Here is a 20,559-nt window from a genome sequence, read left to right as displayed (position 1 = left end):
CAGGGACGGCGCCCACAAAAAACCCCGCCTCGGCGGGGTCATCACCTGCCGCGCGGGCGAATCAGAACGGGATTTCGTCGTCGAAATCGTCAAAGCTGCCCGGATTCGGCGCGCCGTAGTTGGCGTTCTGCTGGTTGGGCTGCGGCGCCGGCTGGTTCTGCGGCGGACGCTGAGGCTGGTTGCCGTAGCTGCCCTGCTGGGCAGGCGCCGGCTGCTGCTGACCATAGCCGCCCTGCTGGGCCGGGGCGGGCTGCTGCTGGCCATAGCCACCCTGGGGCTGCTGCTGCGGCGCACCACCATACTGGCTCTGGGCGTAGTCACCACCGCCCTGACCGCTGCGCGAGTCGAGCATCTGCATGTCGTTGCCGACGATCTCGGTGGAGTAGCGATCCTGGCCATCCTGACCCTGCCACTTGCGGGTCTGCAGGCGCCCTTCGATATAGATCCGCGAGCCCTTCTTGACGTACTGCTGGGCGATCTCCGCCAGCTTGTTGAACAGCACCACACTGTGCCACTCGGTACGCTCCTGACGCTGGCCGCTCTGACGGTCGGTCCAGGTATCGGTGGTCGCGATGCGCAGGTTGCACACCGGATTGCCCGACGGCAGGAAGCGGACTTCCGGATCCTGTCCCAGGTTGCCGATCAGGATGACTTTGTTCACACCTCGGGCCATCGTTGTCTCCTTGCCTTACCTGCGTTTACGACGCCCTCAGGCGTCGGTTCGTTGCCATTGATTGCCGGTGATACGGGCCAGCGCCTCGGCGTCCAGGCGCTGGCGGTCGACCTTGAGATAAGCGACGCGCTCTTCGGGCACGACCATTACGTCCTCGACCCCGGCGACCGAGGCGAAACGCTCGAGCAGTGTATCGAGCATGCCCATGGATTGCGCGTCCAGCGGTACGATTTCGCTCGACAGGTGGCGCGGCGCGGGCATCCTCCACACCACCGCCAGCCAGATCGCCCCGACCACTGCAGCGCCGAGGAACACACTGTGGATACCCAGCCCCTGGGACAGCGCCCCGCCCAGGGTGCCGCCCAAAAAGGCGCCGAGGAACTGACTGGTGGAGTAGACCCCCATGGCGGTGCCCTTGGCCCCGGCCGGCGCCAGCTTGCTGATCATCGAGGGCAGCGTGGCCTCGAGCAGATTGAACACCACGAAGAAGCCCCACAGCAGCGCCAGCAGCGCGATGCGATCGCTCCCCAGCTCGCTGAACCCCAGCAGGATCAGGGTCATGGCCGCCACGGCGCCGACGAACACCGGCTTCATCTTGCGATACTTCTCGGCCACGATCACCAGCGGCACCATGGCCACGAAAGCCAGTGCCATTACCGGCAGATAGACCCAACCATGATGCGCCGGGGCGAAGCCCAGGGCCTCGAGCTGGAACGGCAGCGCGACGAAGCAGGCGGTCAGGATCAGGTGCAGGGCGAAGATCGAGAAATCGAGCCGCAGCAGATCACCCTGCATCAGGGTGGCACGCAGCTGGCGCCGATCGAGCCCGACATCGCGATGGGCCATGCGGCGTGGCGCCTTGGGCACCAGCTTCCACAGGATCAGCAGGCCGCAGGCGGAGAGCGCCGCAGTGAACCAGAACACCCCGGACAGCCCCCCGATGTCGGCGACCAGTGGCCCCACCACCATGGCCACACCGAAGGCGACACCGATCGACAGACCGATGGTGGCCATCGCCGCGGTGCGGATCTCCTCGCGGGTCTGGTCGGCGAGCAGCGCCATGATGGCGCCGGCGACCGCGCCACTGCCCTGCAGGCAGCGACCGATGATGACGACATAGATCGAGGTGGCGTTGGCCGCCACGACACTGCCGATAATGAACAGCAGCAGGCCGCCGGCGATCACCACCTTGCGTCCGAGCCGGTCGGAGAGCAGGCCGAAGGGAATCTGCAGGATCGCCTGGGTCAGGCCGTAGCCGCCCAGGGCCAGGCCGACGAGAAAGGGGGTGGCGCCGTCGAGATGGTCGGCGTAGAGCGCCAGGATCGGCAGGACCATGAACAGCCCCAGCATGCGCGAGGCATAGAGGCTGGCCAGCCCCACGATGGCGCGCCGTTCGGTAACGAGAAAACGAGATGTCATGGAAGTCACGGCTGGTGAACTCGGCAGAAGCGAGGATGAATGAGGGAACCCCCCATTTTACGCCTCGCCCGTGTCGAGTGAAAGCGCCAGGCGGCGCCAGACGCGGCGTCAGCGTCAGCCCATCGTCTTCGTCGTTACCGCAGCGACCGGTCGAGGCCGACAGACTGCTATACTGGTCGTTTCCCGCTTCGCTGCACGAGGTAGTCATGGACAGCATTCTGGTCAGGGGTGCGCGTACCCATAACCTGAAGGATATCGATGTCGAACTGCCACGTGACAAACTGATCGTGGTCACCGGCCTGTCCGGGTCGGGCAAGTCCTCGCTGGCTTTCGATACCCTCTATGCCGAGGGCCAGCGCCGCTACGTGGAGTCACTCTCCACCTATGCGCGGCAATTCCTGTCGATGATGGAGAAACCCGACGTCGACCATATCGAGGGGCTGTCGCCGGCGATCTCGATCGAGCAGAAGTCGACCTCGCACAACCCACGCTCCACCGTCGGCACCATCACCGAGATCTACGACTACCTGCGCCTGCTGTTCGCCCGCGCTGGCACGCCGCGCTGTCCTGACCACGGCGAGGAGCTGGAGGCGCAGACGGTATCGCAGATGGTCGACCAGGTGCTGGCACTGCCCGAAGGCAGCCGCCTGATGCTGCTGGCGCCGGTGATCAAGGGGCGCAAGGGTGAGCATCAGCAACTGCTCGGCGAGCTGCGCGCCCAGGGGTTCGTACGCGCCGTGGTCGACGGCGAGACCGTCGAGCTCGACGACCTGCCGACGCTGGACAAGAAGCGCAAGCACGATATCAGCGTGGTGGTCGACCGTATCAAGGTGCGTACGGATCTGCAGCAGCGTCTGGCCGAATCCTTCGAGACCGCGCTCAATCTGGCCGACGGTACCGCCATCATCCACTTCATGGATGGCGAGCAGGAGGATCTGGCGTTCTCTTCACGCTTCGCCTGCCCCATCTGCGGCTACTCGCTGGCCGAACTGGAACCGCGGCTGTTCTCGTTCAACAACCCGGCCGGCGCCTGCCCCACCTGCGACGGCCTCGGCGTGCGCCAGTACTTCGATCCGGACAAGCTGATCAGCCACCCGGAGCTGTCGCTGGCCGAGGGCGCGATCAAGGGCTGGGACCGGCGCAGCATCTACTACTTCAGCCAGCTGCAGGCGGTCGCCGAGCACTACCGCTTTACCCTAGACACGCCCTGGGAGGCGCTCGCCCGACACGAGCGCGAGATCGTGCTCCATGGCAGCGGCAACGACGACATCGCTTTCAGCTACGTCAACGATCGTGGACGCAAGGTGACCCGCGAACACCCCTTCGAGGGCGTGCTGCCCAACCTGGAGCGGCGCTACCGCGAAACCGAGTCGTCGATGGTCCGCGACGATCTGGCCAAGTACCTGGCGGTGCGTCCCTGCCCCAGCTGTGACGGCAGCCGCCTCAAGCGCGAGGCGCGCCATGTCTTTGTCGACTCGCGCAATCTGCCCGAGATCACGCACATGCCGGTGGGCGACGCCTGGAACTACTTCCGCGAGCTGAGCCTGCCGGGCCGCAAAGGCGAGATCGCGACCAAGATCGTCCACGAGATCCATGCCCGCCTGGAGTTTCTGGTCAATGTCGGCCTCGACTACCTGACCCTGGAGCGCAGCGCCGACACGCTCTCCGGCGGCGAGGCTCAACGGATCCGTCTGGCGAGCCAGATCGGCGCCGGCCTGGTGGGGGTGATGTACATCCTCGACGAGCCCTCGATCGGGCTGCACCAGCGCGACAACGACCGCCTGCTGCGCACCCTCACCCGGCTGCGCGACCTGGGCAACACGGTGATCGTGGTCGAGCACGACGAGGACGCCATTCGCGCCGCTGACCACGTGCTCGATATCGGTCCCGGCGCCGGCGTGCATGGCGGCACCATCGTCGCCCAGGGCACGCCCAAGCAGATCGAAGCCGCCTCCCACTCGCTGACCGGGCAGTATCTTTCCGGCAAGCGCCGTATCGAGGTACCACCGCACCGGATTCCGGGCAATCCGGAGAAGCAGCTGCGGCTCACCGGCGCCAGTGGCAACAACCTGCACGACGTCGACCTGACGCTGCCGCTGGGCCTGTTCGTCTGCGTCACCGGGGTCTCCGGCTCGGGCAAGTCGACGCTGATCAACTCGACCCTGATGCCGATCGCCGCACGCGAGCTCAATCGTGCCACCACGCTGTCGCCGGCCCCCTACCGCAGCATCGAGGGGCTCGACCAGCTCGACAAGATCATCGACATCGATCAGAGCCCGATCGGGCGTACGCCACGCTCCAACCCGGCCACCTATACCGGGATCTTCACCCCGATTCGCGAGCTCTTCTCGGGCACCCAGGAGGCGCGCGCCCGTGGCTACAAGCCAGGCCGCTTCAGCTTCAACGTCAAGGGCGGACGCTGCGAGGCCTGCCAGGGCGAGGGCATGATCAAGGTGGAGATGCACTTCCTGCCGGATATCTACGTTCCCTGCGACGTGTGCAAGGGCAAGCGCTACAACCGCGAGACGCTGGAGATTCAGTACAAGGGCAAGAACATCCACGAAGTGCTGGAGATGACCATCGAAGAGGCGCTCGAGTTCTTCAGTCCGGTGCCGGCGATCGCCCGTCGTCTGCAGACTTTGATGGACGTGGGGCTCTCCTACGTGCGCCTGGGACAAAGCGCGACCACCCTCTCCGGTGGCGAGGCGCAGCGGGTCAAGCTGGCTCGCGAGCTGGCCAAGCGCGATACCGGGCAGACGCTCTATATCCTCGACGAGCCCACCACCGGGCTGCACTTCGAAGATATTCGCCAGCTGCTCGGCGTGCTCCACCGCCTGCGCGACCACGGCAACACCGTGGTGGTGATCGAGCACAACCTGGATGTGATCAAGACCGCCGACTGGCTGATCGATCTCGGCCCCGAAGGTGGGTCCGGCGGCGGGCGGATCATCGCCGAGGGTACCCCGGAGCAGGTGGCAGCCCAGGAACATTCCCACACCGGACGCTTCCTGGCCCCGCTGCTGCCGTCACCCAAGGCGAGCAAGGGCAAGGCCAAGCGCGCCTGAGCGCCCGCCGGAGGCGCCTGCGGGCGCTTCCGCGGGTAGCGTGGCACACCACCAGCCTGCCACCCTGCCAGCCGTACACAGGGGCACGCCTGGAGGAGGCCGTGCCTGAAGAGACCGGTCTGCCCTCCCGAGTGACAGACATCCAGCCTGCGGACACCTGACTGCCGGCATCCCCCTTTTGGGCAGCCGGTTTGTGGGCAACCGGTTTTTGGACGACCGATTTTTGAACAGCCGTTTTTTGGACAAAAAGAAAGCCGGCTGCCCGATCACTCGGACAGCCGGCTTTGGTGCCGTTCGGCGGAAACGCGGGCGACTTACTCGTCGCCAGCAGCTTCCTGAACGGCCGGACGATCGACCAGCTCGACGTAGGCCATCGGCGCGTTGTCGCCAGCGCGGAAACCGCACTTGAGCACACGGACGTAACCGCCCGGGCGATTGGCGTAACGCGGGCCAAGCTCGTTGAAGAGCTTGCCGACGGCTTCCTTGGAGCGAGTGCGGCTGAATGCCAGACGGCGATTCGCCACGCTGTCCTGCTTGGCCAGGGTGATCAGCGGCTCGATATGACGACGCAGCTCCTTGGCCTTGGGCAGGGTAGTCTTGATCACTTCATGCTCGACCAGCGAGGTGCACATGTTCTTGAACATGGCGTGCCGATGCGAGCTGGTCCGATTCAGATGACGACCACTCTTACGATGACGCATGATTGCTATTCCTTACCAAACTGGTGATTCGAGTCGGCACTCCGGCACCGCCGAGGGCAAGCCTCAGGCGGAAGCCTTGTCGTCCTTCAGACTCGCCGGCGGCCAGTTTTCCAGCCGCATCCCGAGAGAAAGACCGCGCGAAGCCAACACGTCCTTGATTTCGTTCAAGGACTTTTTGCCAAGGTTCGGCGTCTTGAGCAGCTCGACTTCCGTGCGCTGAATCAAATCGCCAATGTAGTAAATATTCTCGGCCTTCAAGCAGTTGGCGCTACGAACCGTGAGTTCGAGATCGTCCACGGGGCGCAGCAGGATCGGATCGATCTGATCCTCTTCCTCTTCGACTTCCTGCTCTCGGTCAGCTTCGAGATCGACGAAGGCGGCCAGCTGTTCCTGAAGGATGGTCGCACTACGACGAATCGCTTCTTCGGGGTCCAAGGTGCCGTCAGTTTCGAGATCGATGACCAGCTTATCGAGGTCGGTGCGCTGTTCGACACGCGCTGCTTCGACCGCGTAGGACACGCGACGAACCGGGCTGAAGGTCGCATCCAGCTGCAGACGACCGATGGCACGGGATTCGTCCTCGTCGGAGAGCCGCACGTCGGCGGGCTCGTAACCGCGGCCCCGCACGACTTTCAGCTGCATCTTGAGATCGCTGCCGTCGTTGAGGTGCGCGATCACATGATCCGGATTGACGATCTCGACGTCGTGGTCGACGGCGATATCGCCTGCGGTCATGATGCCCGGGCCCTGCTTGTTCAGGGTGAGGAGCGCCTCGTCGCGACCATGCATCTTGATGGCCACGTCCTTGAGATTCAGAAGAATCTCGATGACGTCTTCCTGAACACCTTCGATGGCGCTGTATTCATGCAGCACGCCGTCGATTTCCGCTTCGACCACGGCACAGCCGGGCATCGAAGAGAGCAGGATGCGACGCAGCGCATTCCCCAGGGTATGGCCGAAACCACGCTCGAAGGGTTCCAGCACGATCTTGGCGTGATTCGCACTGACTTCTTCGACCTTGATGTCGCGGGGACGGAGAAACTCTGTCACTGAACGCTGCATATGAACACCTTCTCAGGCTGCCTAACGAATATCGGTACTCCAGCCGGTTCGGACCGCCGTGGCGGTCCGAACTCAGGCCTCACTTGGAGTACAGCTCGACGATCAGGTTTTCGTTGATGTCGGCAGACAGGTCGCCGCGTTCCGGGACAGCCTTGAAAGTGCCTTCCATCTTCTTCGCGTCGACGTCGATCCAGTTAACGTCGCCACGGTTGGCGGCGATGGACAGCGCCTGCTGGATACGGGCCTGGTTCTTGGCCTTCTCACGCACAGACACGACGTCGCCAGGACGCACCTGATAGGAAGCCACGTTGACGGTACGGCCGTTGACCGCAATCGCCTTGTGGCTCACCAGCTGACGCGATTCACTGCGCGTGGAGCCGAAGCCCATGCGGTAAACCACGTTGTCCAGCCGGGATTCCAGCAGCTGCAACAACACTTCACCGGTTGCCCCTTTCAGGCGCGCGGCTTCTTTGTAGTAGTTGCGGAACTGGTTTTCGAGCACGCCGTAGATACGACGTACTTTCTGCTTCTCGCGAAGCTGCAAGCCGTAGTCGGAAAGACGCTGACGGCGCTGGCCGTGCACACCCGGGATCTGCTCGGATTTGCACTTCTTCTCGAAGGGGGTGACACCGCTCTTGAGGAAGAGGTCGGTACCCTCACGACGAGACAGTTTGCACTTGGGTCCTAGATAACGAGCCATGAGTCGTTCTCCTTAAACGCGGCGTTTCTTCGGCGGACGGCACCCGTTATGCGGGATAGGCGTCGCGTCAGTAATGCTCTGCACACGGAAGCCGGCGGCGTTGAGTGCACGCACGGCAGACTCACGGCCCGGGCCGGGGCCCTTGACCAGCACGTCGACGTTTTTCACACCATACTCGGCTGCAGCGGTCGCTGCACGTTCACTCGCTACTTGAGCTGCGAACGGGGTGCTCTTGCGAGAACCACGAAAACCCGAACCACCGGCAGTCGCCCAAGAGAGAGCGTTGCCCTGGCGGTCTGTGATCGTCACGATCGTATTGTTAAAAGAGGCGTGGATGTGCGCGACGGCGTCCACGACCTGCTTTTTAACCTTTTTACGGTTACTACGCGGGTTAGCCATGTTGATGTTTCCTGATAGTTAACGTCGAAACGTTAATTATTTACGAATCGGTTTACGCGGTCCCTTACGGGTACGCGCATTGGTCTTGGTACGCTGACCACGCAGCGGAAGACCACGACGATGGCGCAGACCACGATAGCAACCCAGATCCATGAGACGCTTGATGTTCAGCGTCACGTCACGGCGAAGGTCGCCTTCTACGGTGTACTTACCGACTTCGGTACGCAGGATGTCGAGCTCTTCGCCAGACAGTTCCTGAATCTTGGTCGTCGGTGCAATACCGGCCGCGGCACAGATCGCCTGTGCGCGAGTGCGGCCAATCCCGAAGATGTAGGTCAGCGAGATCGCCGCATGCTTGTTGTCCGGGATATTGACGCCTGCAATACGGGCCATCAGCTTACTCCGAATGTTGAGCGGCTTGCTCGTTTAGTCGTCCACAAAGGGCGCAATAGCATACCCCTTTACCTCTCTTGAGGCAAGGGGCATGCCATGGCCCGCTTTCGTTGCAGCTAGGGGATCAACCCTGGCGCTGCTTGTGACGCGGTTCCGTGCAGATGACACGGACCGCGCCGTTGCGCCGAATGATCTTGCAGTTACGGCACATTTTCTTTACAGAAGCTCGAACTTTCATCGTTCTCTCCAAATGCTCTCTCGCGGAGGCTCAGCGCATCACGCCGCCGCTACCGTAGCCCTTCAGGTTCGATTTCTTCATCACCGACTCGTACTGGTGAGACATCAGGTGCGATTGAACCTGGGCCATGAAGTCCATGATCACCACGACCACGATCAGCAACGACGTACCGCCGAAGTAGAACGGCACCTGCCAGGCCACCACCAGGAACTGCGGCATCAGCGACACCAGCGTGATGTAGAGCGCCCCGAACAGGGTCAGCCGTGTCATCACCTTGTCGACGTAGCGCGCGGTCTGCTCACCCGGACGGATCCCCGGCAGGAAAGCGCCCGACTTCTTGAGGTTGTCGGCGACATCCTTGGGGTTGAACACCAACGCCGTATAGAAGAAGCAGAAGAACAGCACTGCCGCCGCAAACAGGATGATGTACAGGGGTGCCCCTGGGGAGAGCTGCTGCGAGGCGACCTGCAGCCACTCGAAGCCGTCGCTCTGACCCAGCCACTGACCGATGGAGCCCGGGAACAGCAGAATGCTGGACGCGAAGATCGGCGGAATCACGCCCGCCATGTTGACCTTCAGCGGCAGATAGCTGCTCTGACCGGCATACATCTTGTTGCCGACCTGGCGCCGCGGATAGTTCACCGTGATGCGGCGCTGGCCGCGCTCGATGAACACCACGAAGGCCACGGTCGCGACGGCCAGCAGTGACAGCGCGAGCAGCGGCAGCACGTTCCAGGCGCCATCGTTGCGCGCCAGCTCGAACGACTGACCGATCGCACTGGGCAGTCCGGCCACGATCCCGGAGAAAATGATCAGCGAGATACCGTTGCCGATCCCCTTCTCGGTGATCTGCTCGCCCAGCCACATCAGGAACACGGCCCCGGCCACGAAGGTGACGACGGCGGTGAAGTAGAAACTGATGCCGCCGGTGTAGGCGACGCCCTGACTGACCAGACCAACTGACATGCCGCTCGCCTGGATCAACGCCAGTAGCACCGTGCCGTAGCGGGTGTACTGGTTGATCTTCCGGCGCCCGGCTTCGCCTTCCTTCTTCAGCGCTTCGAGCTGAGGCGATACCGCGGTCAGAAGCTGCATGATGATCGACGCGGAGATGTACGGCATGATCCCCAGCGCGAAGATACTCATGCGCTGCAGCGCACCACCCGAGAACATGTTGAACATGCCGAGGATGGTGCCCTGGTTCTCCCGAAACAGGGCAGCCAGCTGGTCAGGATCGATGCCGGGTACGGGAATGTGGGCACCGATGCGGTACACCACGATCGCGATGAAGACGAAACGCAGGCGCGCCCACAGCTCGCTGAGGCCACTACCCATGTTCGCCGGCACGTTTCCTGACTTAGCCATTTAGTCCTCTACCTTGCCACCGGCCGCTTCGATCGCAGCGCGTGCACCTTTGGTGACCTTGAGGCCACGCACGGTAATCGCCTTGGTCAGCTCGCCGGAGAGGATGACCTTGGCGTGCTCGGTTGCGTTCTTGAGCACGTTGGCCTTCTTCAGGCTGGCGAGATCGGCGACGTCGCCTTCGACCTTGGCCAGTTCGCCGAGGCGAACTTCTTCGGACACCAGCGACTTGGCCGAGGTGAAGCCGAACTTCGGCAGACGTCGCTGCAGCGGCATCTGACCGCCTTCGAAACCGGGCTTGACCGAGCCGCCGGAACGCGACTTCAGACCTTTGTGGCCACGGCCACCGGTCTTGCCCAGACCGGAGCCGATGCCGCGCCCGACGCGCTTCTCAGCGTGCTTGGAACCCGGAGCCGGGCTTAAGCTGTTGAGTTTCATGGATTACTCTCCCTCGATTCGAACAAGGTAACGAACCTTGTTGATCATGCCGCGAACGGCGGGGGTGTCTTCCAGCTCGACCGAGTGCCCAATGCGACGCAGGCCGAGGCCCTTCATCGTCGACTTGTGCTTCTGCAGGACACCGATAGTGCTGCGGGTCTGAGTGATTTTGATCGTCTCTGCCATGGTTGCTTACCCCGCCAGTTCTTCGACAGACAGGCCACGCTTGGCGGCGATGTCTTCCGGAGACTGCATGGATGCGAGCCCCTTGATGGTGGCACGCACGACGTTCACCGGGTTGGTGGAGCCATAGCACTTGGCCAGAACGTCATGGACACCAGCCAGCTCGAGGACGGAGCGCATGGCGCCGCCAGCGATGATGCCGGTACCTTCGGAAGCCGGCTGCATGAAGACCTTGGACGCGCCGTGACGGGCGCGAACCGGGTACTGCAGCGTGCTGCCGCTGAGGCTGACCTTGACCATGTTGCGACGCGCCTGGTCCATGGCTTTCTGGATCGCGACCGGCACTTCACGCGCCTTGCCACGACCGAAACCGACCCGGCCGTTGCCATCGCCAACGACGGTCAGCGCGGTGAAGCCGAAGATACGACCACCTTTGACCACCTTGGCGACGCGGTTGACCTGCACCAACTTCTCTTGCAGATCACCGCCCTTCTGTTCGTTATTCGCCATCGTAAAACCCTTTAGAATTGCAGACCGCCTTCGCGTGCGGCATCCGCCAACGCCTTGACACGCCCGTGGTATTTGAAACCAGCGCGATCGAAGGCAACCTGAGAGATGCCGGCATCCTTGGCGCGCTCAGCGATGAGAGCACCCACTTTGGCAGCCGCATCGGCGTTACCGGTCGAACCTTCGCGCAGGCTCTTGTCGAGCGTGGACGCGCTGGCCAGCACTTTGCCGCCGTCCGGCGAGATAATCTGCGCATAGATGTGACGCGGGGTGCGGTTGACGCACAGACGGTTCACACCCAGATCGCGGATCTTGGCGCGCGCGCGGCGGGCACGACGGAGACGAGATTCTTTCTTCGCGTTCATAACCCTGCCTTACTTCTTCTTGGCTTCTTTGCGGCGGACTTGTTCGTCGCCGTACCGAATACCTTTGCCCTTGTAGGGCTCCGGCGGACGGAAGGCGCGAATTTCCGCAGCCACCTGGCCGAGCTTCTGCTTGTCCGCGCTTTTCAGCACGATGATGGTGTTCTTCGGCGTTTCGGCCGTGACACCTTCAGGCAGCGTGTAGTCGATCGGGTGGGAGAAACCGAGTGTCAGATTCAGCGTCTGGCCATTTGCCTGGGCACGATAGCCGACGCCATTGATTTCCAGCGACCGAGTGAAACCCTCGGAGGCGCCGGTGACCATGTTCTGGACCAGGGCACGAGTCGTGCCGACCATGGCCCAGCTCTTGGCCTGCTCACTGGGAACAAAGGTCAGTTGACCGTCTTCCTCGGCGACCTTCACGTCGGGATGGACGGTCAGTTCTAGCGTGCCCTGGCCGCCCTTGACGGACAGCTGGTCGCCGTCGAACTTGACCTCGACGCCGCTGGGCAGTTTAACCGGATACTTGGCTACGCGAGACATTTCTCACTCCTAGAATACGGTGCAGATGACTTCACCACCGACACCCGCCTGGCGTGCGGCGCGATCGGTCATGACACCCTGAGAGGTGGTGACGATCGCGATACCCAGACCGTCTGCGACCTTGGGCATGGCACTCTTGCCCTTGTAGATCCGCAGTGACGGCTTGGACACACGCTGGAGGTGCTCGATGACCGGCTTGCCCTCGAAGTACTTGAGGGTCACGGTCAGCTCGGGCTTGGCGCCTTCGGAGACCGCGAAGTCGGTAATGTAGCCTTCCTGCTTGAGTACGCGGGCCACTTCCGTCTTGAGCTTGGAAGACGGCATGGTGACCGTCTCCTTGGTGGCCATCTGCGCATTGCGGATACGGGTACACATATCCGCCAGAGTATCTTGCATGCTCATTTACATTGCGCTCCTGAATTCCTCGACGTGGCTTACCAGCTGGACTTCTTCAGTCCAGGGACATCGCCACGCATGGCAGCTTCGCGCAGCTTGTTACGGGCCAGACCGAACTTGTTGTAGTAACCGTGCGGACGACCGGTAATGCGGCAGCGGTTGCGGGCACGAACCTTGCTGGAGTCGCGCGGCAGTTGCTGCAGCTTCAGCTGAGCGTCGAAGCGCTCTTCGTCAGAAGCGTTGACGTCGTAGATCACGCTCTTGAGCGCGGCACGCTTGGCGGCGTATTTGTCGACCAGCTTCGCGCGCTTGAGCTCACGCTCAATCATGCTTTTCTTTGCCATGAATCCACCCTTATTGCTTGAACGGGAAGTTCAGCGCGCTGAGCAGCGCACGACCTTCTTCGTCGGTGTTGGCGCTGGTCGTGATGGTTACGTCCAGACCACGGATCCGGTCGATCTTATCATATTCGATCTCCGGGAAGATGATCTGCTCACGGACGCCCATCGAGTAGTTGCCGCGGCCGTCGAAAGACTTCGGGTTCAGACCACGGAAGTCACGCACGCGGGGGATCGCGATGTTGACCAGGCGATCCAGGAAGTCCCACATCCGCTCGCGGCGCAGGGTCACCTTGACGCCGATCGGCCAGCCTTCGCGGACCTTGAAGCCAGCGATGGACTTGCGCGCTTTGGTCACCATCGGCTTCTGACCGGAGAGCTTCTCCAGGTCGCCGATGGCGTTTTCGATCAGCTTTTTATCGCTGGTCGCTTCGCCGATGCCCATGTTGAGGGTCACTTTGGTGATCCGGGGCACCTGCATCACGTTGGCATAGCTGAACTGCTCCTGCAGTTTAGCCATGACCTCGCTTTGATAACGTTCTTTCAAGTTCGCCATTTTGCTACCCGACTCGCGTTAGGCGTCGATCTGCTTCTGCGTCGACTTGTAGATACGTACCTTGGTACCGTCTTCCTGCACTTGGAAGCCGACGCGATCCGCCTTGCCGGTCTCCGCGTTGAAGATGGCCACGTTGGACGCATGGATCGGAGCCTCACGCTCGACGATACCCCCCGGGTTGCCAGCCATCGGATTGGGCTTGGTGTGGCGCTTGATCATGTTGACGCCCGAAACGACATAACGGTCGTTCTCGAGGACGCGCTTGATCGTGCCACGCTTGCCCTTGTCCTTGCCGGCGATGACGATGACTTCGTCGTCACGTTTGATCTTGTGCATATCCGCCTCGCTCCTTACAGCACTTCGGGCGCCAAGGAAATGATCTTCATGAACTTCTCGTTACGAAGTTCACGAGTAACCGGCCCGAAGATACGGGTACCGATCGGCTGTTCGTTGGTGTTGTTCAACAGAACCGCCGCATTTCCATCGAAGCGAATCAGCGAGCCGTCGTTACGACGAACACCGCTGCGCGTACGCACCACGACGGCCTTGAGGACCTGGCCTTTCTTGACCTTGCCCCGCGGAATCGCTTCCTTGACCGTCACTTTGATGACATCACCCACGCGAGCGTAACGGCGGTGGGAACCGCCAAGCACCTTGATGCACTGCACCCGGCGCGCGCCGCTGTTGTCGGCAACATCCAGCATTGTCTGAGTCTGAATCATTGGTTTTCTCCAAACCTAATCTGACTGCACTGGTTCAGAAGGCGCTGTCGGGCTCAGCCCTTGGCCTGCTCGACCACCTCGACCAACGTCCAGGCTTTCTTCTTGGACAGCGGACGGCATTCCTGAATGGAAACCGTGTCGCCAGTCCGTGCCTGATTCGCCTCGTCATGGGCGTGCAGCTTGGTGGAGCGCTTCATGTACTTGCCGTAGATCGGATGACGCTCGCGGCGCTCGATCAATACGACAATCGATTTTTCCATCTTGTCGCTCACGACCTTGCCGGTGAGCGTCCGAGCTTTATTCGCTTCAGCCATTATTGGTCACCTGCCTTCTGGTTGAGCACAGTCTTGACGCGAGCGATGTCGCGACGAACCTGCTTGAGCAGGTGCGTCTGGCTCAGCTGGCCGGTGGCCTTCTGCATGCGCAGGTTGAACTGCTCCTTGAGCAGTTCGAAGAGCTGCTCCTGCAGCGCATCGACTGATTTTTCACGCATTTCGTTGGCTTTCATCACATCACCGTCCGTTTCACAAAGGTGGTGGAGATGGGCATCTTCTGGGCCGCCAGGGAGAACGCTTCACGCGCCAGCTCCTCGGAGACGCCTTCGATTTCGTAGAGCACCTTGCCCGGCTGGATCTGGGCCACCCAGTACTCGACGGAACCCTTACCTTTACCCATACGAACCTCGAGGGGCTTGTTGGTAATCGGCTTGTCCGGGAATACGCGGATCCAGATCTTGCCACCACGCTTGACGTGACGGGTGATGGCACGACGACCAGCTTCGATCTGACGTGCGGTGATACGACCGCGATCGGTGGCCTTGAGACCGAAGTCTCCAAAGCTCACCTTGCTGCCGCGATGCGCCAGGCCACGGTTACGACCTTTCTGCACCTTGCGGAACTTTGTACGCTTGGGTTGCAACATCGATCAGTCTCCCCTTACCTGGAACCTTTCTTCTTCGGTGCAGGTGCCTGAGCCTGTTGCTTCTGCTTGGCACGCACCTCTTCGATGCCCCCGAGGATCTCGCCCTTGAAGACCCACACCTTGACGCCGATGACGCCGTAGGTGGTGTGCGCTTCATAAGTGGCGTAATCGATGTCGGCACGCAGGGTGTGAAGCGGCACGCGACCTTCGCGGTACCATTCGGTACGCGCGATCTCGGCACCACCGAGGCGACCGGAGAGCTGCACCTTGATACCGCCGGCACCCAGACGCATGGCGTTCTGGACGGAGCGCTTCATGGCACGGCGGAACATCACGCGACGTTCGAGCTGACCGGCGATGTTCTGCGCGACCAGAGCGGCGTCGAGTTCCGGCTTGCGGACTTCTTCGATGTTGACGTGCACCGGCACACCCATCATGCGGGTGACATCCTGGCGCAGACGATCGACGTCCTCACCCTTCTTGCCAATCACGATGCCCGGACGGGCAGTGTGAATGGTGATACGGGCATTGTTGGCCGGACGTTCGATGGTAATGCGGCTCACGGAGGCGTTCTTCAAACGCTCTTCGAGGAAGCGACGCACTTCCAGATCGTTGTTCAGCTTGTCGGCATAGGCACCGCGCTCTGCGTACCAGACCGACGAGTGATCTTTCACGATGCCGAGACGAATCCCGACTGGATTGACTTTCTGACCCATCTGGTCGACTCCTACTTCTCGGCTACCTTGACGGTGATGTGGCAGGTGCGCTTCAGAATGCGATCCGCCCGGCCTTTTGCGCGCGGCTGAATGCGCTTGAGCGTCATGCCCTCATCGACACAGATGGTCGAGACACGCAGCTCGTCGATGTCCATGCCGTTGTTTTCTTCCGCATTGGCAATCGCGGACTGCAGCACCTTCTTGACCAGCTTGGCGGCCTTCTTGGGGGAGAAGGTCAGCACGTCGAGCGCTTCGGCGACCGGCTTACCGCGCACCTGGTCAGCCACCAAACGGGCCTTCTGGGCGGACAAGCTAGCGCCACGCAACTTAGCAGCGACTTCCATCTCTTAATCCTCTTGGCTCAGCGTTTGGCTTTCTTGTCCGCCGCATGACCGCGATAAGTGCGGGTAGCAGCGAACTCGCCCAACTTGTGGCCGACCATTTCCTCGGAGACGTGCACCGGGACGTGCTGGCGACCGTTATGTACCGCGATGGTGAGCCCGACCATGTTCGGCAGGATCATCGAACGACGCGACCAGGTCTTGATCGGTTTGCGATCGTTCTTTTCCGCGGCGACTTCGACCTTCTTCAACAGATGAAGGTCGATGAAGGGACCTTTCTTCAGTGAACGTGGCACAGCCGTTACCTCTTAATGTCTGTTACTTGGACTTGCGGCGACGAACGATGAGCTTGTCGGTACGCTTGTTCTTGCGGGTCTTGTGGCCCTTGGTGGGGATACCCCACGGGCTGACCGGATGACGACCACCGCTGGTGCGGCCTTCACCACCACCGTGCGGGTGATCCACCGGGTTCATCGCGACACCGCGAACGGTCGGGCGCACCCCTCTCCACCGCTTCGCACCGGCTTTGCCCAGTTGACGCAGGCTGTGCTCAGAGTTACCGACTTCACCCAGCGTGGCGCGGCACTCGGACAGTACACGACGCATCTCGCCGGAGCGCAGACGCAGGGTCGCGTAGTTGCCTTCGCGGGCGACCAGCTGAGCGCTGGCGCCGGCACTACGTGCGATCTGCGCACCCTTGCCCGGCTTCAGCTCGATGCAGTGCACCGTGGAACCGACAGGGATGTTACGCAGCGGCAACGCATTGCCACGCTTGATGGATGCGTTGACGCCGGACTCCACCGCATCGCCGGCCACCAGGCCTTTGGGTGCGATGATGTAACGACGCTCGCCGTCCATGTACTTCAGCAGCGCGATGTTGGCGCTACGGTTCGGGTCGTACTCGATGCGCTCGACGACGGCGTTGATGCCATCCTTGGTGCGCTTGAAGTCGACCAGACGATAATGCTGACGATGGCCACCACCGACGTGACGCGTGGTGATGCGGCCATTGTTGTTACGACCACCGGATTTCGACTGCTTCTCGGTCAGCGCCGCGAACGGACGGCCCTTGTGGAGCTCGTCATTGACGACTTTGACGACGTGACGACGACCGGCGGACGTGGGTTTTGTCTTGACTACTGCCATGATCCGTACTCCTGCCTTACTCGGCGCCAGAGAAGTCTTCGAGCGTTTCGCCCGCAGCCAGAGTCACGTACGCCTTGCGGTAACCCTTGCGCAGACCCGTGCCGAAGCGCGTGCGTTTGGTCTTGCCCTTGACGTTGAGCACGGAAACACCGGCAACTTTCTTGCCGAACAGCGCTTCGACGGCTTTCTTGATCTCGGGCTTGGTCGCGTCCTGGGCCACTTTGAACACGTACTGATTGTTCTCGGCGGCGCGCGCGGCCTTCTCGGTCATGTGAGGTCCGAGCAGAACCTTGTATACGCGTTCCTGGTTCATCCCAGCTTCTCCTCGAATTTACGCAGAGCGGAGACGGTCATCAGCACCTTGTCGAAGGCGATCAGGCTGACCGGATCGGCGGCCGCAGCATCGACGACATCGACGTTGGGGATGTTGCGCGCGGCCAGGTAGAGCTTCTCGTCGAGATCTTCGGTGACGATCAGCGCTTTCTCCAGATCCAGCTCCTTGAGCTTGCTGGCCAGCTGCTTGGTCTTCGGCGCGTCGACGGCGAACTCGTTGACCAGCACCAGACGCTCCTGACGCACCAGCTCGGACAGGATCGAACGCATCGCCGCACGGTACATCTTGCGGTTGACCTTCTGCGTGTAGTCCTGCGGACGGGCAGCGAAGGTCACACCACCGCTACGCCACAGCGGCGAACGGATGGTACCGGCGCGAGCGCGGCCGGTGCCCTTCTGACGCCACGGCTTCTTGCCGCCGCCACGCACGTCGGAGCGGTTCTTCTGGGCACGGGTGCCCTGACGGCCAGCCGCCAGATAGGCGGTGACGACCTGGTGCACCAACGCTTCGTTGAATTCTTTGCCAAAGGTCTCTGCGGACACTTCGACGGTGCCAGCGGCACCTGCGAGATTCAGATTCATCGGTCTCAGTCCCCTCAGCGAGCTTTCACGGCGCTGCGCACGACGACATCGCAGCCCGGAGCACCAGGCACGGCGCCTTTGATCAACAGCAGATTGCGCTCGGCATCGACACGCACCACTTCCAGGCTCTGGACGGTGACGCGCTCATTGCCCATCTGGCCGGCCATCTTCTTACCTTTGAAGACGCGACCCGGGGTCTGGCACTGACCGATGGAACCCGGCGCACGGTGAGACAGCGAGTTACCGTGGCTGTTGTCCTGGGTACGGAAGTTCCAGCGCTTGACGGCGCCCTGGAAGCCCTTGCCCTTGGAGGTACCGGTCACATCGACTTTCTGACCAGCTTCGAAGAGGGATACGGTGAAGGAACCGCCCACTTCCGGCGCTTCGTCGCTCTCGGCGAGACGAAACTCCATCAGGGAACGGCCAGCCTCGACACCCGCCTTGGCGTATTGACCAGCAATCGCCTTGGTGAGGTGTTTGGCTTTGCGGGAGCCGGTTGTGACCTGCACCGCACGATAACCGTCGGACTCGACGGTCTTGACGGCAGAGATACGGTTGGGCTCAACCTCGATCACGGTTACGGGCACGGATGCGCCATCTTCGGTGAAAACACGGGTCATGCCCGCCTTTTTACCGACCAAACCGATAGTCATGTTCAGTCTCCTATAGTGTACGGGGCTATCACCCGCTATGGCTGCCCTTTCCAGAGCATTCCACTAGCACATTGTGTGGCGTCTCACGACGCGGCGGTCGCTGCGAACTCAGCTTCCGCTAGTGTCTAGTGTTGGTTTCAGTCGAGTTTGATCTGCACGTCTACGCCGGCGGCGAGATCGAGCTTCATCAGCGCGTCGACGGTCTTCTCCGTCGGCTCGACGATATCGAGAACGCGCTTGTGCGTGCGAATCTCATACTGGTCGCGCGCGTCCTTGTTGACGTGCGGCGAGATCAGGATGGTGTAACGCTCGCGATTGGTCGGCAGCGGGATCGGACCACGCACCTGAGCGCCAGTGCGCTTGGCAGTGTCCACGATCTCCTGAGCCGACTGATCGATCAGGCGATGGTCAAACGCTTTCAGCCGGATGCGAATCTTTTGGTTCTGCATTGACGTTCTGCTCCAATGGATACTGACGGCGCGAGCCGTCGACCCACGCGTTCAAAGGACGCGCATTATAGGGGAGGCCCATTTGAGTGTCAAATAGGCCCCTCCCCGACAGCGACAGAAAAAGGGGCGCCGGAGCGCCCCTTCTCTATCCGATCAGCGAGACTTACTCGATGATCTTGGCAACCACGCCGGCGCCGACGGTACGACCGCCTTCGCGGATGGCGAAGCGCAGGCCGTCTTCCATGGCGATCGGAGCGATCAGGGTCACGACCATCTGGACGTTGTCGCCCGGCATGACCATCTCGACGCCTTCCGGCAGTTCACAGGTACCGGTCACGTCAGTGGTACGGAAGTAGAACTGCGGACGGTAGCCCTTGAAGAACGGGGTGTGACGACCACCTTCTTCTTTGGACAGCACGTAGACTTCGGCTTCGAACTTGGTGTGCGGGGTGATGGTGCCCGGCTTGGCCAGGACCTGACCACGCTCGACGTCGTCACGCTTGGTACCACGCAGCAGCGCACCGATGTTCTCGCCAGCACGACCTTCGTCGAGCAGCTTGCGGAACATTTCGACACCGGTAACGGTGGTCTTGGTGGTGTCGTGGATACCGACGATTTCGACTTCTTCGCCGGACTTGACCAGACCACGCTCGACACGACCGGTCACGACGGTGCCGCGGCCAGAGATCGAGAACACGTCTTCGATCGGCATCAGGAACGGCTGGTCGATAGCACGCTCCGGCTCCGGGATGTAGTCGTCGAGCGACTTGATCAGGTTGGCAACGGCGGTGGTACCCATGCCGTTGTCATCCTTGCCTTCCAGCGCCATCAGCGCGGAGCCGATGATGATCGGGGTGTCGTCGCCCGGGAAGTCGTACTCGTTGAGGAGTTCACGAACTTCCATCTCGACCAGCTCGAGCAGCTCTTCGTCGTCGACCATGTCGGCCTTGTTCAGGAACACGACGATGTACGGAACGCCGACCTGACGCGACAGCAGGATGTGCTCGCGAGTCTGCGGCATCGGGCCGTCGGCTGCGGAACAGACCAGGATAGCGCCGTCCATCTGGGCAGCACCGGTGATCATGTTCTTGACGTAGTCAGCGTGCCCCGGGCAGTCGACGTGCGCGTAGTGACGCACTTCGGACTGGTACTCGACGTGAGCGGTCGCGATGGTGATACCGCGCTCGCGCTCTTCCGGAGCGTTGTCGATGGAGTCGAACTGACGCCATTCACCGCCGAAGACTTCAGCGGAAACGCGGGTCAGAGCCGCGGTCAGCGTGGTCTTGCCGTGGTCAACGTGACCGATGGTGCCGACGTTGATATGCGGTTTGGAGCGTTCAAATTTTTCCTTAGCCACTGCT

At 61.7% G+C, this 20,559-nt stretch carries 32 protein-coding genes; 1 reads left to right on the top strand and 31 read right to left on the bottom strand.

What is annotated here, in order from left to right:
* Positions 1-61: 61 nt before the first annotated feature.
* Together DOM66_RS18995 and DOM66_RS18990 are read right to left on the bottom strand one after the other, a co-directional pair.
* Positions 62-673, bottom strand: a complete 612-nt coding sequence (locus DOM66_RS18995; protein ID WP_110678661.1) for a single-stranded DNA-binding protein — start codon at positions 671-673, stop codon at positions 62-64.
* Positions 674-709: 36 nt separating this feature from the next.
* A complete protein-coding gene (locus DOM66_RS18990; RefSeq protein WP_188115221.1) occupies positions 710-2,092 on the bottom strand; it encodes an MFS transporter in 1,383 nt (460 codons plus the stop codon).
* A 206-nt stretch (positions 2,093-2,298) separates the two neighbouring features.
* On the opposite strand from DOM66_RS18990, the gene uvrA reads away from it, so the two are divergent.
* Positions 2,299-5,157, top strand: a complete 2,859-nt coding sequence (gene uvrA / locus DOM66_RS18985) for an excinuclease ABC subunit UvrA (RefSeq protein ID WP_110678665.1) — start codon at positions 2,299-2,301, stop codon at positions 5,155-5,157.
* Positions 5,158-5,471: 314 nt separating this feature from the next.
* Here the strand turns inward: uvrA and rplQ are convergent, their stop codons facing one another.
* From rplQ to tuf, 29 genes are all read right to left on the bottom strand, one after another.
* The gene (rplQ, locus tag DOM66_RS18980) at positions 5,472-5,858 is read right to left on the bottom strand and encodes a 50S ribosomal protein L17 (protein ID WP_110678667.1); all 387 of its coding nucleotides are present in this window, start codon (positions 5,856-5,858) and stop codon (positions 5,472-5,474) included.
* Positions 5,859-5,921: 63 nt separating this feature from the next.
* On the bottom strand, positions 5,922-6,920 hold the full coding sequence (locus tag DOM66_RS18975) for a DNA-directed RNA polymerase subunit alpha (protein WP_106418801.1): 999 nt from the start codon (positions 6,918-6,920) through the stop codon (positions 5,922-5,924).
* Positions 6,921-6,999: 79 nt separating this feature from the next.
* Positions 7,000-7,620, bottom strand: coding sequence for a 30S ribosomal protein S4 (gene rpsD / locus DOM66_RS18970; protein WP_110678669.1), 621 nt, complete (start codon positions 7,618-7,620; stop codon positions 7,000-7,002).
* Positions 7,621-7,632: 12 nt separating this feature from the next.
* The gene (gene rpsK / locus DOM66_RS18965) at positions 7,633-8,019 is read right to left on the bottom strand and encodes a 30S ribosomal protein S11 (protein WP_009723883.1); all 387 of its coding nucleotides are present in this window, start codon (positions 8,017-8,019) and stop codon (positions 7,633-7,635) included.
* 36 nt (positions 8,020-8,055) lie between these two features.
* Positions 8,056-8,412 (bottom strand): 30S ribosomal protein S13, encoded by a 357-nt coding sequence (gene rpsM, locus DOM66_RS18960; RefSeq protein ID WP_035470398.1) that lies wholly within the window; start codon positions 8,410-8,412, stop codon positions 8,056-8,058.
* 124 nt (positions 8,413-8,536) lie between these two features.
* Positions 8,537-8,650 carry a 50S ribosomal protein L36 gene (gene rpmJ / locus DOM66_RS18955; protein ID WP_031384759.1) on the bottom strand — a complete coding sequence of 38 codons (114 nt, stop codon included), beginning with the start codon at positions 8,648-8,650 and terminating at the stop codon, positions 8,537-8,539.
* A 30-nt stretch (positions 8,651-8,680) separates the two neighbouring features.
* Positions 8,681-10,015: a preprotein translocase subunit SecY gene (secY, locus tag DOM66_RS18950; RefSeq protein WP_110678671.1), complete on the bottom strand. Its 1,335-nt coding sequence runs from the start codon at positions 10,013-10,015 to the stop codon at positions 8,681-8,683.
* The gene (rplO, locus tag DOM66_RS18945) at positions 10,016-10,450 is read right to left on the bottom strand and encodes a 50S ribosomal protein L15 (protein WP_110678673.1); all 435 of its coding nucleotides are present in this window, start codon (positions 10,448-10,450) and stop codon (positions 10,016-10,018) included.
* Positions 10,451-10,453: 3 nt separating this feature from the next.
* On the bottom strand, positions 10,454-10,636 hold the full coding sequence (rpmD, locus tag DOM66_RS18940) for a 50S ribosomal protein L30 (RefSeq protein ID WP_110678674.1): 183 nt from the start codon (positions 10,634-10,636) through the stop codon (positions 10,454-10,456).
* 6 nt (positions 10,637-10,642) lie between these two features.
* Entirely contained in the window at positions 10,643-11,143 is a 501-nt protein-coding gene (rpsE, locus tag DOM66_RS18935; RefSeq protein WP_035470394.1) for a 30S ribosomal protein S5, read from the bottom strand.
* 11 nt (positions 11,144-11,154) lie between these two features.
* Entirely contained in the window at positions 11,155-11,505 is a 351-nt protein-coding gene (gene rplR, locus DOM66_RS18930; protein ID WP_110678675.1) for a 50S ribosomal protein L18, read from the bottom strand.
* Between the two features lie 9 nt (positions 11,506-11,514).
* The gene (gene rplF / locus DOM66_RS18925) at positions 11,515-12,045 is read right to left on the bottom strand and encodes a 50S ribosomal protein L6 (protein WP_110678676.1); all 531 of its coding nucleotides are present in this window, start codon (positions 12,043-12,045) and stop codon (positions 11,515-11,517) included.
* Between the two features lie 9 nt (positions 12,046-12,054).
* A complete protein-coding gene (rpsH, locus tag DOM66_RS18920; RefSeq protein ID WP_035470391.1) occupies positions 12,055-12,447 on the bottom strand; it encodes a 30S ribosomal protein S8 in 393 nt (130 codons plus the stop codon).
* A gap of 32 nt (positions 12,448-12,479) precedes the next feature.
* On the bottom strand, positions 12,480-12,785 hold the full coding sequence (gene rpsN, locus DOM66_RS18915; RefSeq protein WP_035470390.1) for a 30S ribosomal protein S14: 306 nt from the start codon (positions 12,783-12,785) through the stop codon (positions 12,480-12,482).
* 10 nt (positions 12,786-12,795) lie between these two features.
* Positions 12,796-13,335: a 50S ribosomal protein L5 gene (gene rplE, locus DOM66_RS18910; RefSeq protein WP_035470389.1), complete on the bottom strand. Its 540-nt coding sequence runs from the start codon at positions 13,333-13,335 to the stop codon at positions 12,796-12,798.
* Between the two features lie 18 nt (positions 13,336-13,353).
* Complete coding sequence (gene rplX, locus DOM66_RS18905) at positions 13,354-13,671, bottom strand: 50S ribosomal protein L24 (protein WP_035470388.1); 318 nt, start codon at positions 13,669-13,671, stop codon at positions 13,354-13,356.
* 14 nt (positions 13,672-13,685) lie between these two features.
* On the bottom strand, positions 13,686-14,057 hold the full coding sequence (rplN, locus tag DOM66_RS18900; protein WP_035470387.1) for a 50S ribosomal protein L14: 372 nt from the start codon (positions 14,055-14,057) through the stop codon (positions 13,686-13,688).
* A gap of 53 nt (positions 14,058-14,110) precedes the next feature.
* Complete coding sequence (gene rpsQ, locus DOM66_RS18895; RefSeq protein ID WP_035470386.1) at positions 14,111-14,371, bottom strand: 30S ribosomal protein S17; 261 nt, start codon at positions 14,369-14,371, stop codon at positions 14,111-14,113.
* Positions 14,371-14,565: a 50S ribosomal protein L29 gene (gene rpmC / locus DOM66_RS18890; RefSeq protein ID WP_035470384.1), complete on the bottom strand. Its 195-nt coding sequence runs from the start codon at positions 14,563-14,565 to the stop codon at positions 14,371-14,373. Before rpmC ends, rpsQ begins: the two co-directional genes overlap by 1 nt.
* A complete protein-coding gene (gene rplP / locus DOM66_RS18885) occupies positions 14,565-14,978 on the bottom strand; it encodes a 50S ribosomal protein L16 (RefSeq protein WP_035470382.1) in 414 nt (137 codons plus the stop codon). Before rplP ends, rpmC begins: the two co-directional genes overlap by 1 nt.
* Positions 14,979-14,992: 14 nt before the next feature.
* Positions 14,993-15,694: a 30S ribosomal protein S3 gene (gene rpsC / locus DOM66_RS18880; protein ID WP_035470380.1), complete on the bottom strand. Its 702-nt coding sequence runs from the start codon at positions 15,692-15,694 to the stop codon at positions 14,993-14,995.
* Positions 15,695-15,705: 11 nt separating this feature from the next.
* Positions 15,706-16,038 carry a 50S ribosomal protein L22 gene (gene rplV, locus DOM66_RS18875; protein WP_035470378.1) on the bottom strand — a complete coding sequence of 111 codons (333 nt, stop codon included), beginning with the start codon at positions 16,036-16,038 and terminating at the stop codon, positions 15,706-15,708.
* A gap of 17 nt (positions 16,039-16,055) precedes the next feature.
* On the bottom strand, positions 16,056-16,331 hold the full coding sequence (gene rpsS / locus DOM66_RS18870; protein WP_035470375.1) for a 30S ribosomal protein S19: 276 nt from the start codon (positions 16,329-16,331) through the stop codon (positions 16,056-16,058).
* A 22-nt stretch (positions 16,332-16,353) separates the two neighbouring features.
* On the bottom strand, positions 16,354-17,181 hold the full coding sequence (gene rplB / locus DOM66_RS18865; RefSeq protein WP_110678677.1) for a 50S ribosomal protein L2: 828 nt from the start codon (positions 17,179-17,181) through the stop codon (positions 16,354-16,356).
* 16 nt (positions 17,182-17,197) lie between these two features.
* Positions 17,198-17,494 (bottom strand): 50S ribosomal protein L23, encoded by a 297-nt coding sequence (gene rplW / locus DOM66_RS18860; protein ID WP_035470371.1) that lies wholly within the window; start codon positions 17,492-17,494, stop codon positions 17,198-17,200.
* Positions 17,491-18,096 (bottom strand): 50S ribosomal protein L4, encoded by a 606-nt coding sequence (gene rplD, locus DOM66_RS18855; RefSeq protein WP_110678678.1) that lies wholly within the window; start codon positions 18,094-18,096, stop codon positions 17,491-17,493. The genes rplW and rplD overlap by 4 nt, the downstream gene beginning before the upstream one ends.
* Positions 18,097-18,110: 14 nt before the next feature.
* A complete protein-coding gene (rplC, locus tag DOM66_RS18850) occupies positions 18,111-18,749 on the bottom strand; it encodes a 50S ribosomal protein L3 (protein WP_110678679.1) in 639 nt (212 codons plus the stop codon).
* A gap of 137 nt (positions 18,750-18,886) precedes the next feature.
* Complete coding sequence (gene rpsJ, locus DOM66_RS18845; protein ID WP_035470365.1) at positions 18,887-19,198, bottom strand: 30S ribosomal protein S10; 312 nt, start codon at positions 19,196-19,198, stop codon at positions 18,887-18,889.
* 163 nt (positions 19,199-19,361) lie between these two features.
* A complete protein-coding gene (gene tuf, locus DOM66_RS18840) occupies positions 19,362-20,555 on the bottom strand; it encodes an elongation factor Tu (protein ID WP_110678680.1) in 1,194 nt (397 codons plus the stop codon).
* Between the last annotated feature and the right edge of the window lie 4 nt (positions 20,556-20,559).

Origin of the sequence: Salinicola endophyticus (assembly GCF_003206575.1) — a bacterium.
GTDB classification, from domain to species: domain Bacteria; phylum Pseudomonadota; class Gammaproteobacteria; order Pseudomonadales; family Halomonadaceae; genus Salinicola; species Salinicola endophyticus.
Note: the sequence above shows the minus strand (reverse complement) of the source record. Positions and strands in the feature narration are given on the sequence as shown.

Bases quoted from the DNA above. Each gene is read 5' to 3' on its own strand.
- DOM66_RS18995 (WP_110678661.1), bottom strand. From the start codon at position 673: ATGGCCCGAGGTGTGAACAAAGTCATCCTGATCGGCAACCTGGGACAG.
- DOM66_RS18990 (WP_188115221.1), bottom strand. From the start codon at position 2,092: ATGACATCTCGTTTTCTCGTTACCGAACGGCGCGCCATCGTGGGGCTG.
- uvrA (WP_110678665.1), top strand. From the start codon at position 2,299: ATGGACAGCATTCTGGTCAGGGGTGCGCGTACCCATAACCTGAAGGAT.
- rplQ (WP_110678667.1), bottom strand. From the start codon at position 5,858: ATGCGTCATCGTAAGAGTGGTCGTCATCTGAATCGGACCAGCTCGCAT.
- DOM66_RS18975 (WP_106418801.1), bottom strand. From the start codon at position 6,920: ATGCAGCGTTCAGTGACAGAGTTTCTCCGTCCCCGCGACATCAAGGTC.
- rpsD (WP_110678669.1), bottom strand. From the start codon at position 7,620: ATGGCTCGTTATCTAGGACCCAAGTGCAAACTGTCTCGTCGTGAGGGT.
- rpsK (WP_009723883.1), bottom strand. From the start codon at position 8,019: ATGGCTAACCCGCGTAGTAACCGTAAAAAGGTTAAAAAGCAGGTCGTG.
- rpsM (WP_035470398.1), bottom strand. From the start codon at position 8,412: ATGGCCCGTATTGCAGGCGTCAATATCCCGGACAACAAGCATGCGGCG.
- rpmJ (WP_031384759.1), bottom strand. From the start codon at position 8,650: ATGAAAGTTCGAGCTTCTGTAAAGAAAATGTGCCGTAACTGCAAGATC.
- secY (WP_110678671.1), bottom strand. From the start codon at position 10,015: ATGGCTAAGTCAGGAAACGTGCCGGCGAACATGGGTAGTGGCCTCAGC.
- rplO (WP_110678673.1), bottom strand. From the start codon at position 10,450: ATGAAACTCAACAGCTTAAGCCCGGCTCCGGGTTCCAAGCACGCTGAG.
- rpmD (WP_110678674.1), bottom strand. From the start codon at position 10,636: ATGGCAGAGACGATCAAAATCACTCAGACCCGCAGCACTATCGGTGTC.
- rpsE (WP_035470394.1), bottom strand. From the start codon at position 11,143: ATGGCGAATAACGAACAGAAGGGCGGTGATCTGCAAGAGAAGTTGGTG.
- rplR (WP_110678675.1), bottom strand. From the start codon at position 11,505: ATGAACGCGAAGAAAGAATCTCGTCTCCGTCGTGCCCGCCGCGCGCGC.
- rplF (WP_110678676.1), bottom strand. From the start codon at position 12,045: ATGTCTCGCGTAGCCAAGTATCCGGTTAAACTGCCCAGCGGCGTCGAG.
- rpsH (WP_035470391.1), bottom strand. From the start codon at position 12,447: ATGAGCATGCAAGATACTCTGGCGGATATGTGTACCCGTATCCGCAAT.
- rpsN (WP_035470390.1), bottom strand. From the start codon at position 12,785: ATGGCAAAGAAAAGCATGATTGAGCGTGAGCTCAAGCGCGCGAAGCTG.
- rplE (WP_035470389.1), bottom strand. From the start codon at position 13,335: ATGGCGAACTTGAAAGAACGTTATCAAAGCGAGGTCATGGCTAAACTG.
- rplX (WP_035470388.1), bottom strand. From the start codon at position 13,671: ATGCACAAGATCAAACGTGACGACGAAGTCATCGTCATCGCCGGCAAG.
- rplN (WP_035470387.1), bottom strand. From the start codon at position 14,057: ATGATTCAGACTCAGACAATGCTGGATGTTGCCGACAACAGCGGCGCG.
- rpsQ (WP_035470386.1), bottom strand. From the start codon at position 14,371: ATGGCTGAAGCGAATAAAGCTCGGACGCTCACCGGCAAGGTCGTGAGC.
- rpmC (WP_035470384.1), bottom strand. From the start codon at position 14,565: ATGAAAGCCAACGAAATGCGTGAAAAATCAGTCGATGCGCTGCAGGAG.
- rplP (WP_035470382.1), bottom strand. From the start codon at position 14,978: ATGTTGCAACCCAAGCGTACAAAGTTCCGCAAGGTGCAGAAAGGTCGT.
- rpsC (WP_035470380.1), bottom strand. From the start codon at position 15,694: ATGGGTCAGAAAGTCAATCCAGTCGGGATTCGTCTCGGCATCGTGAAA.
- rplV (WP_035470378.1), bottom strand. From the start codon at position 16,038: ATGGAAGTCGCTGCTAAGTTGCGTGGCGCTAGCTTGTCCGCCCAGAAG.
- rplB (WP_110678677.1), bottom strand. From the start codon at position 17,181: ATGGCAGTAGTCAAGACAAAACCCACGTCCGCCGGTCGTCGTCACGTC.
- rplW (WP_035470371.1), bottom strand. From the start codon at position 17,494: ATGAACCAGGAACGCGTATACAAGGTTCTGCTCGGACCTCACATGACC.
- rplD (WP_110678678.1), bottom strand. From the start codon at position 18,096: ATGAATCTGAATCTCGCAGGTGCCGCTGGCACCGTCGAAGTGTCCGCA.
- rplC (WP_110678679.1), bottom strand. From the start codon at position 18,749: ATGACTATCGGTTTGGTCGGTAAAAAGGCGGGCATGACCCGTGTTTTC.
- rpsJ (WP_035470365.1), bottom strand. From the start codon at position 19,198: ATGCAGAACCAAAAGATTCGCATCCGGCTGAAAGCGTTTGACCATCGC.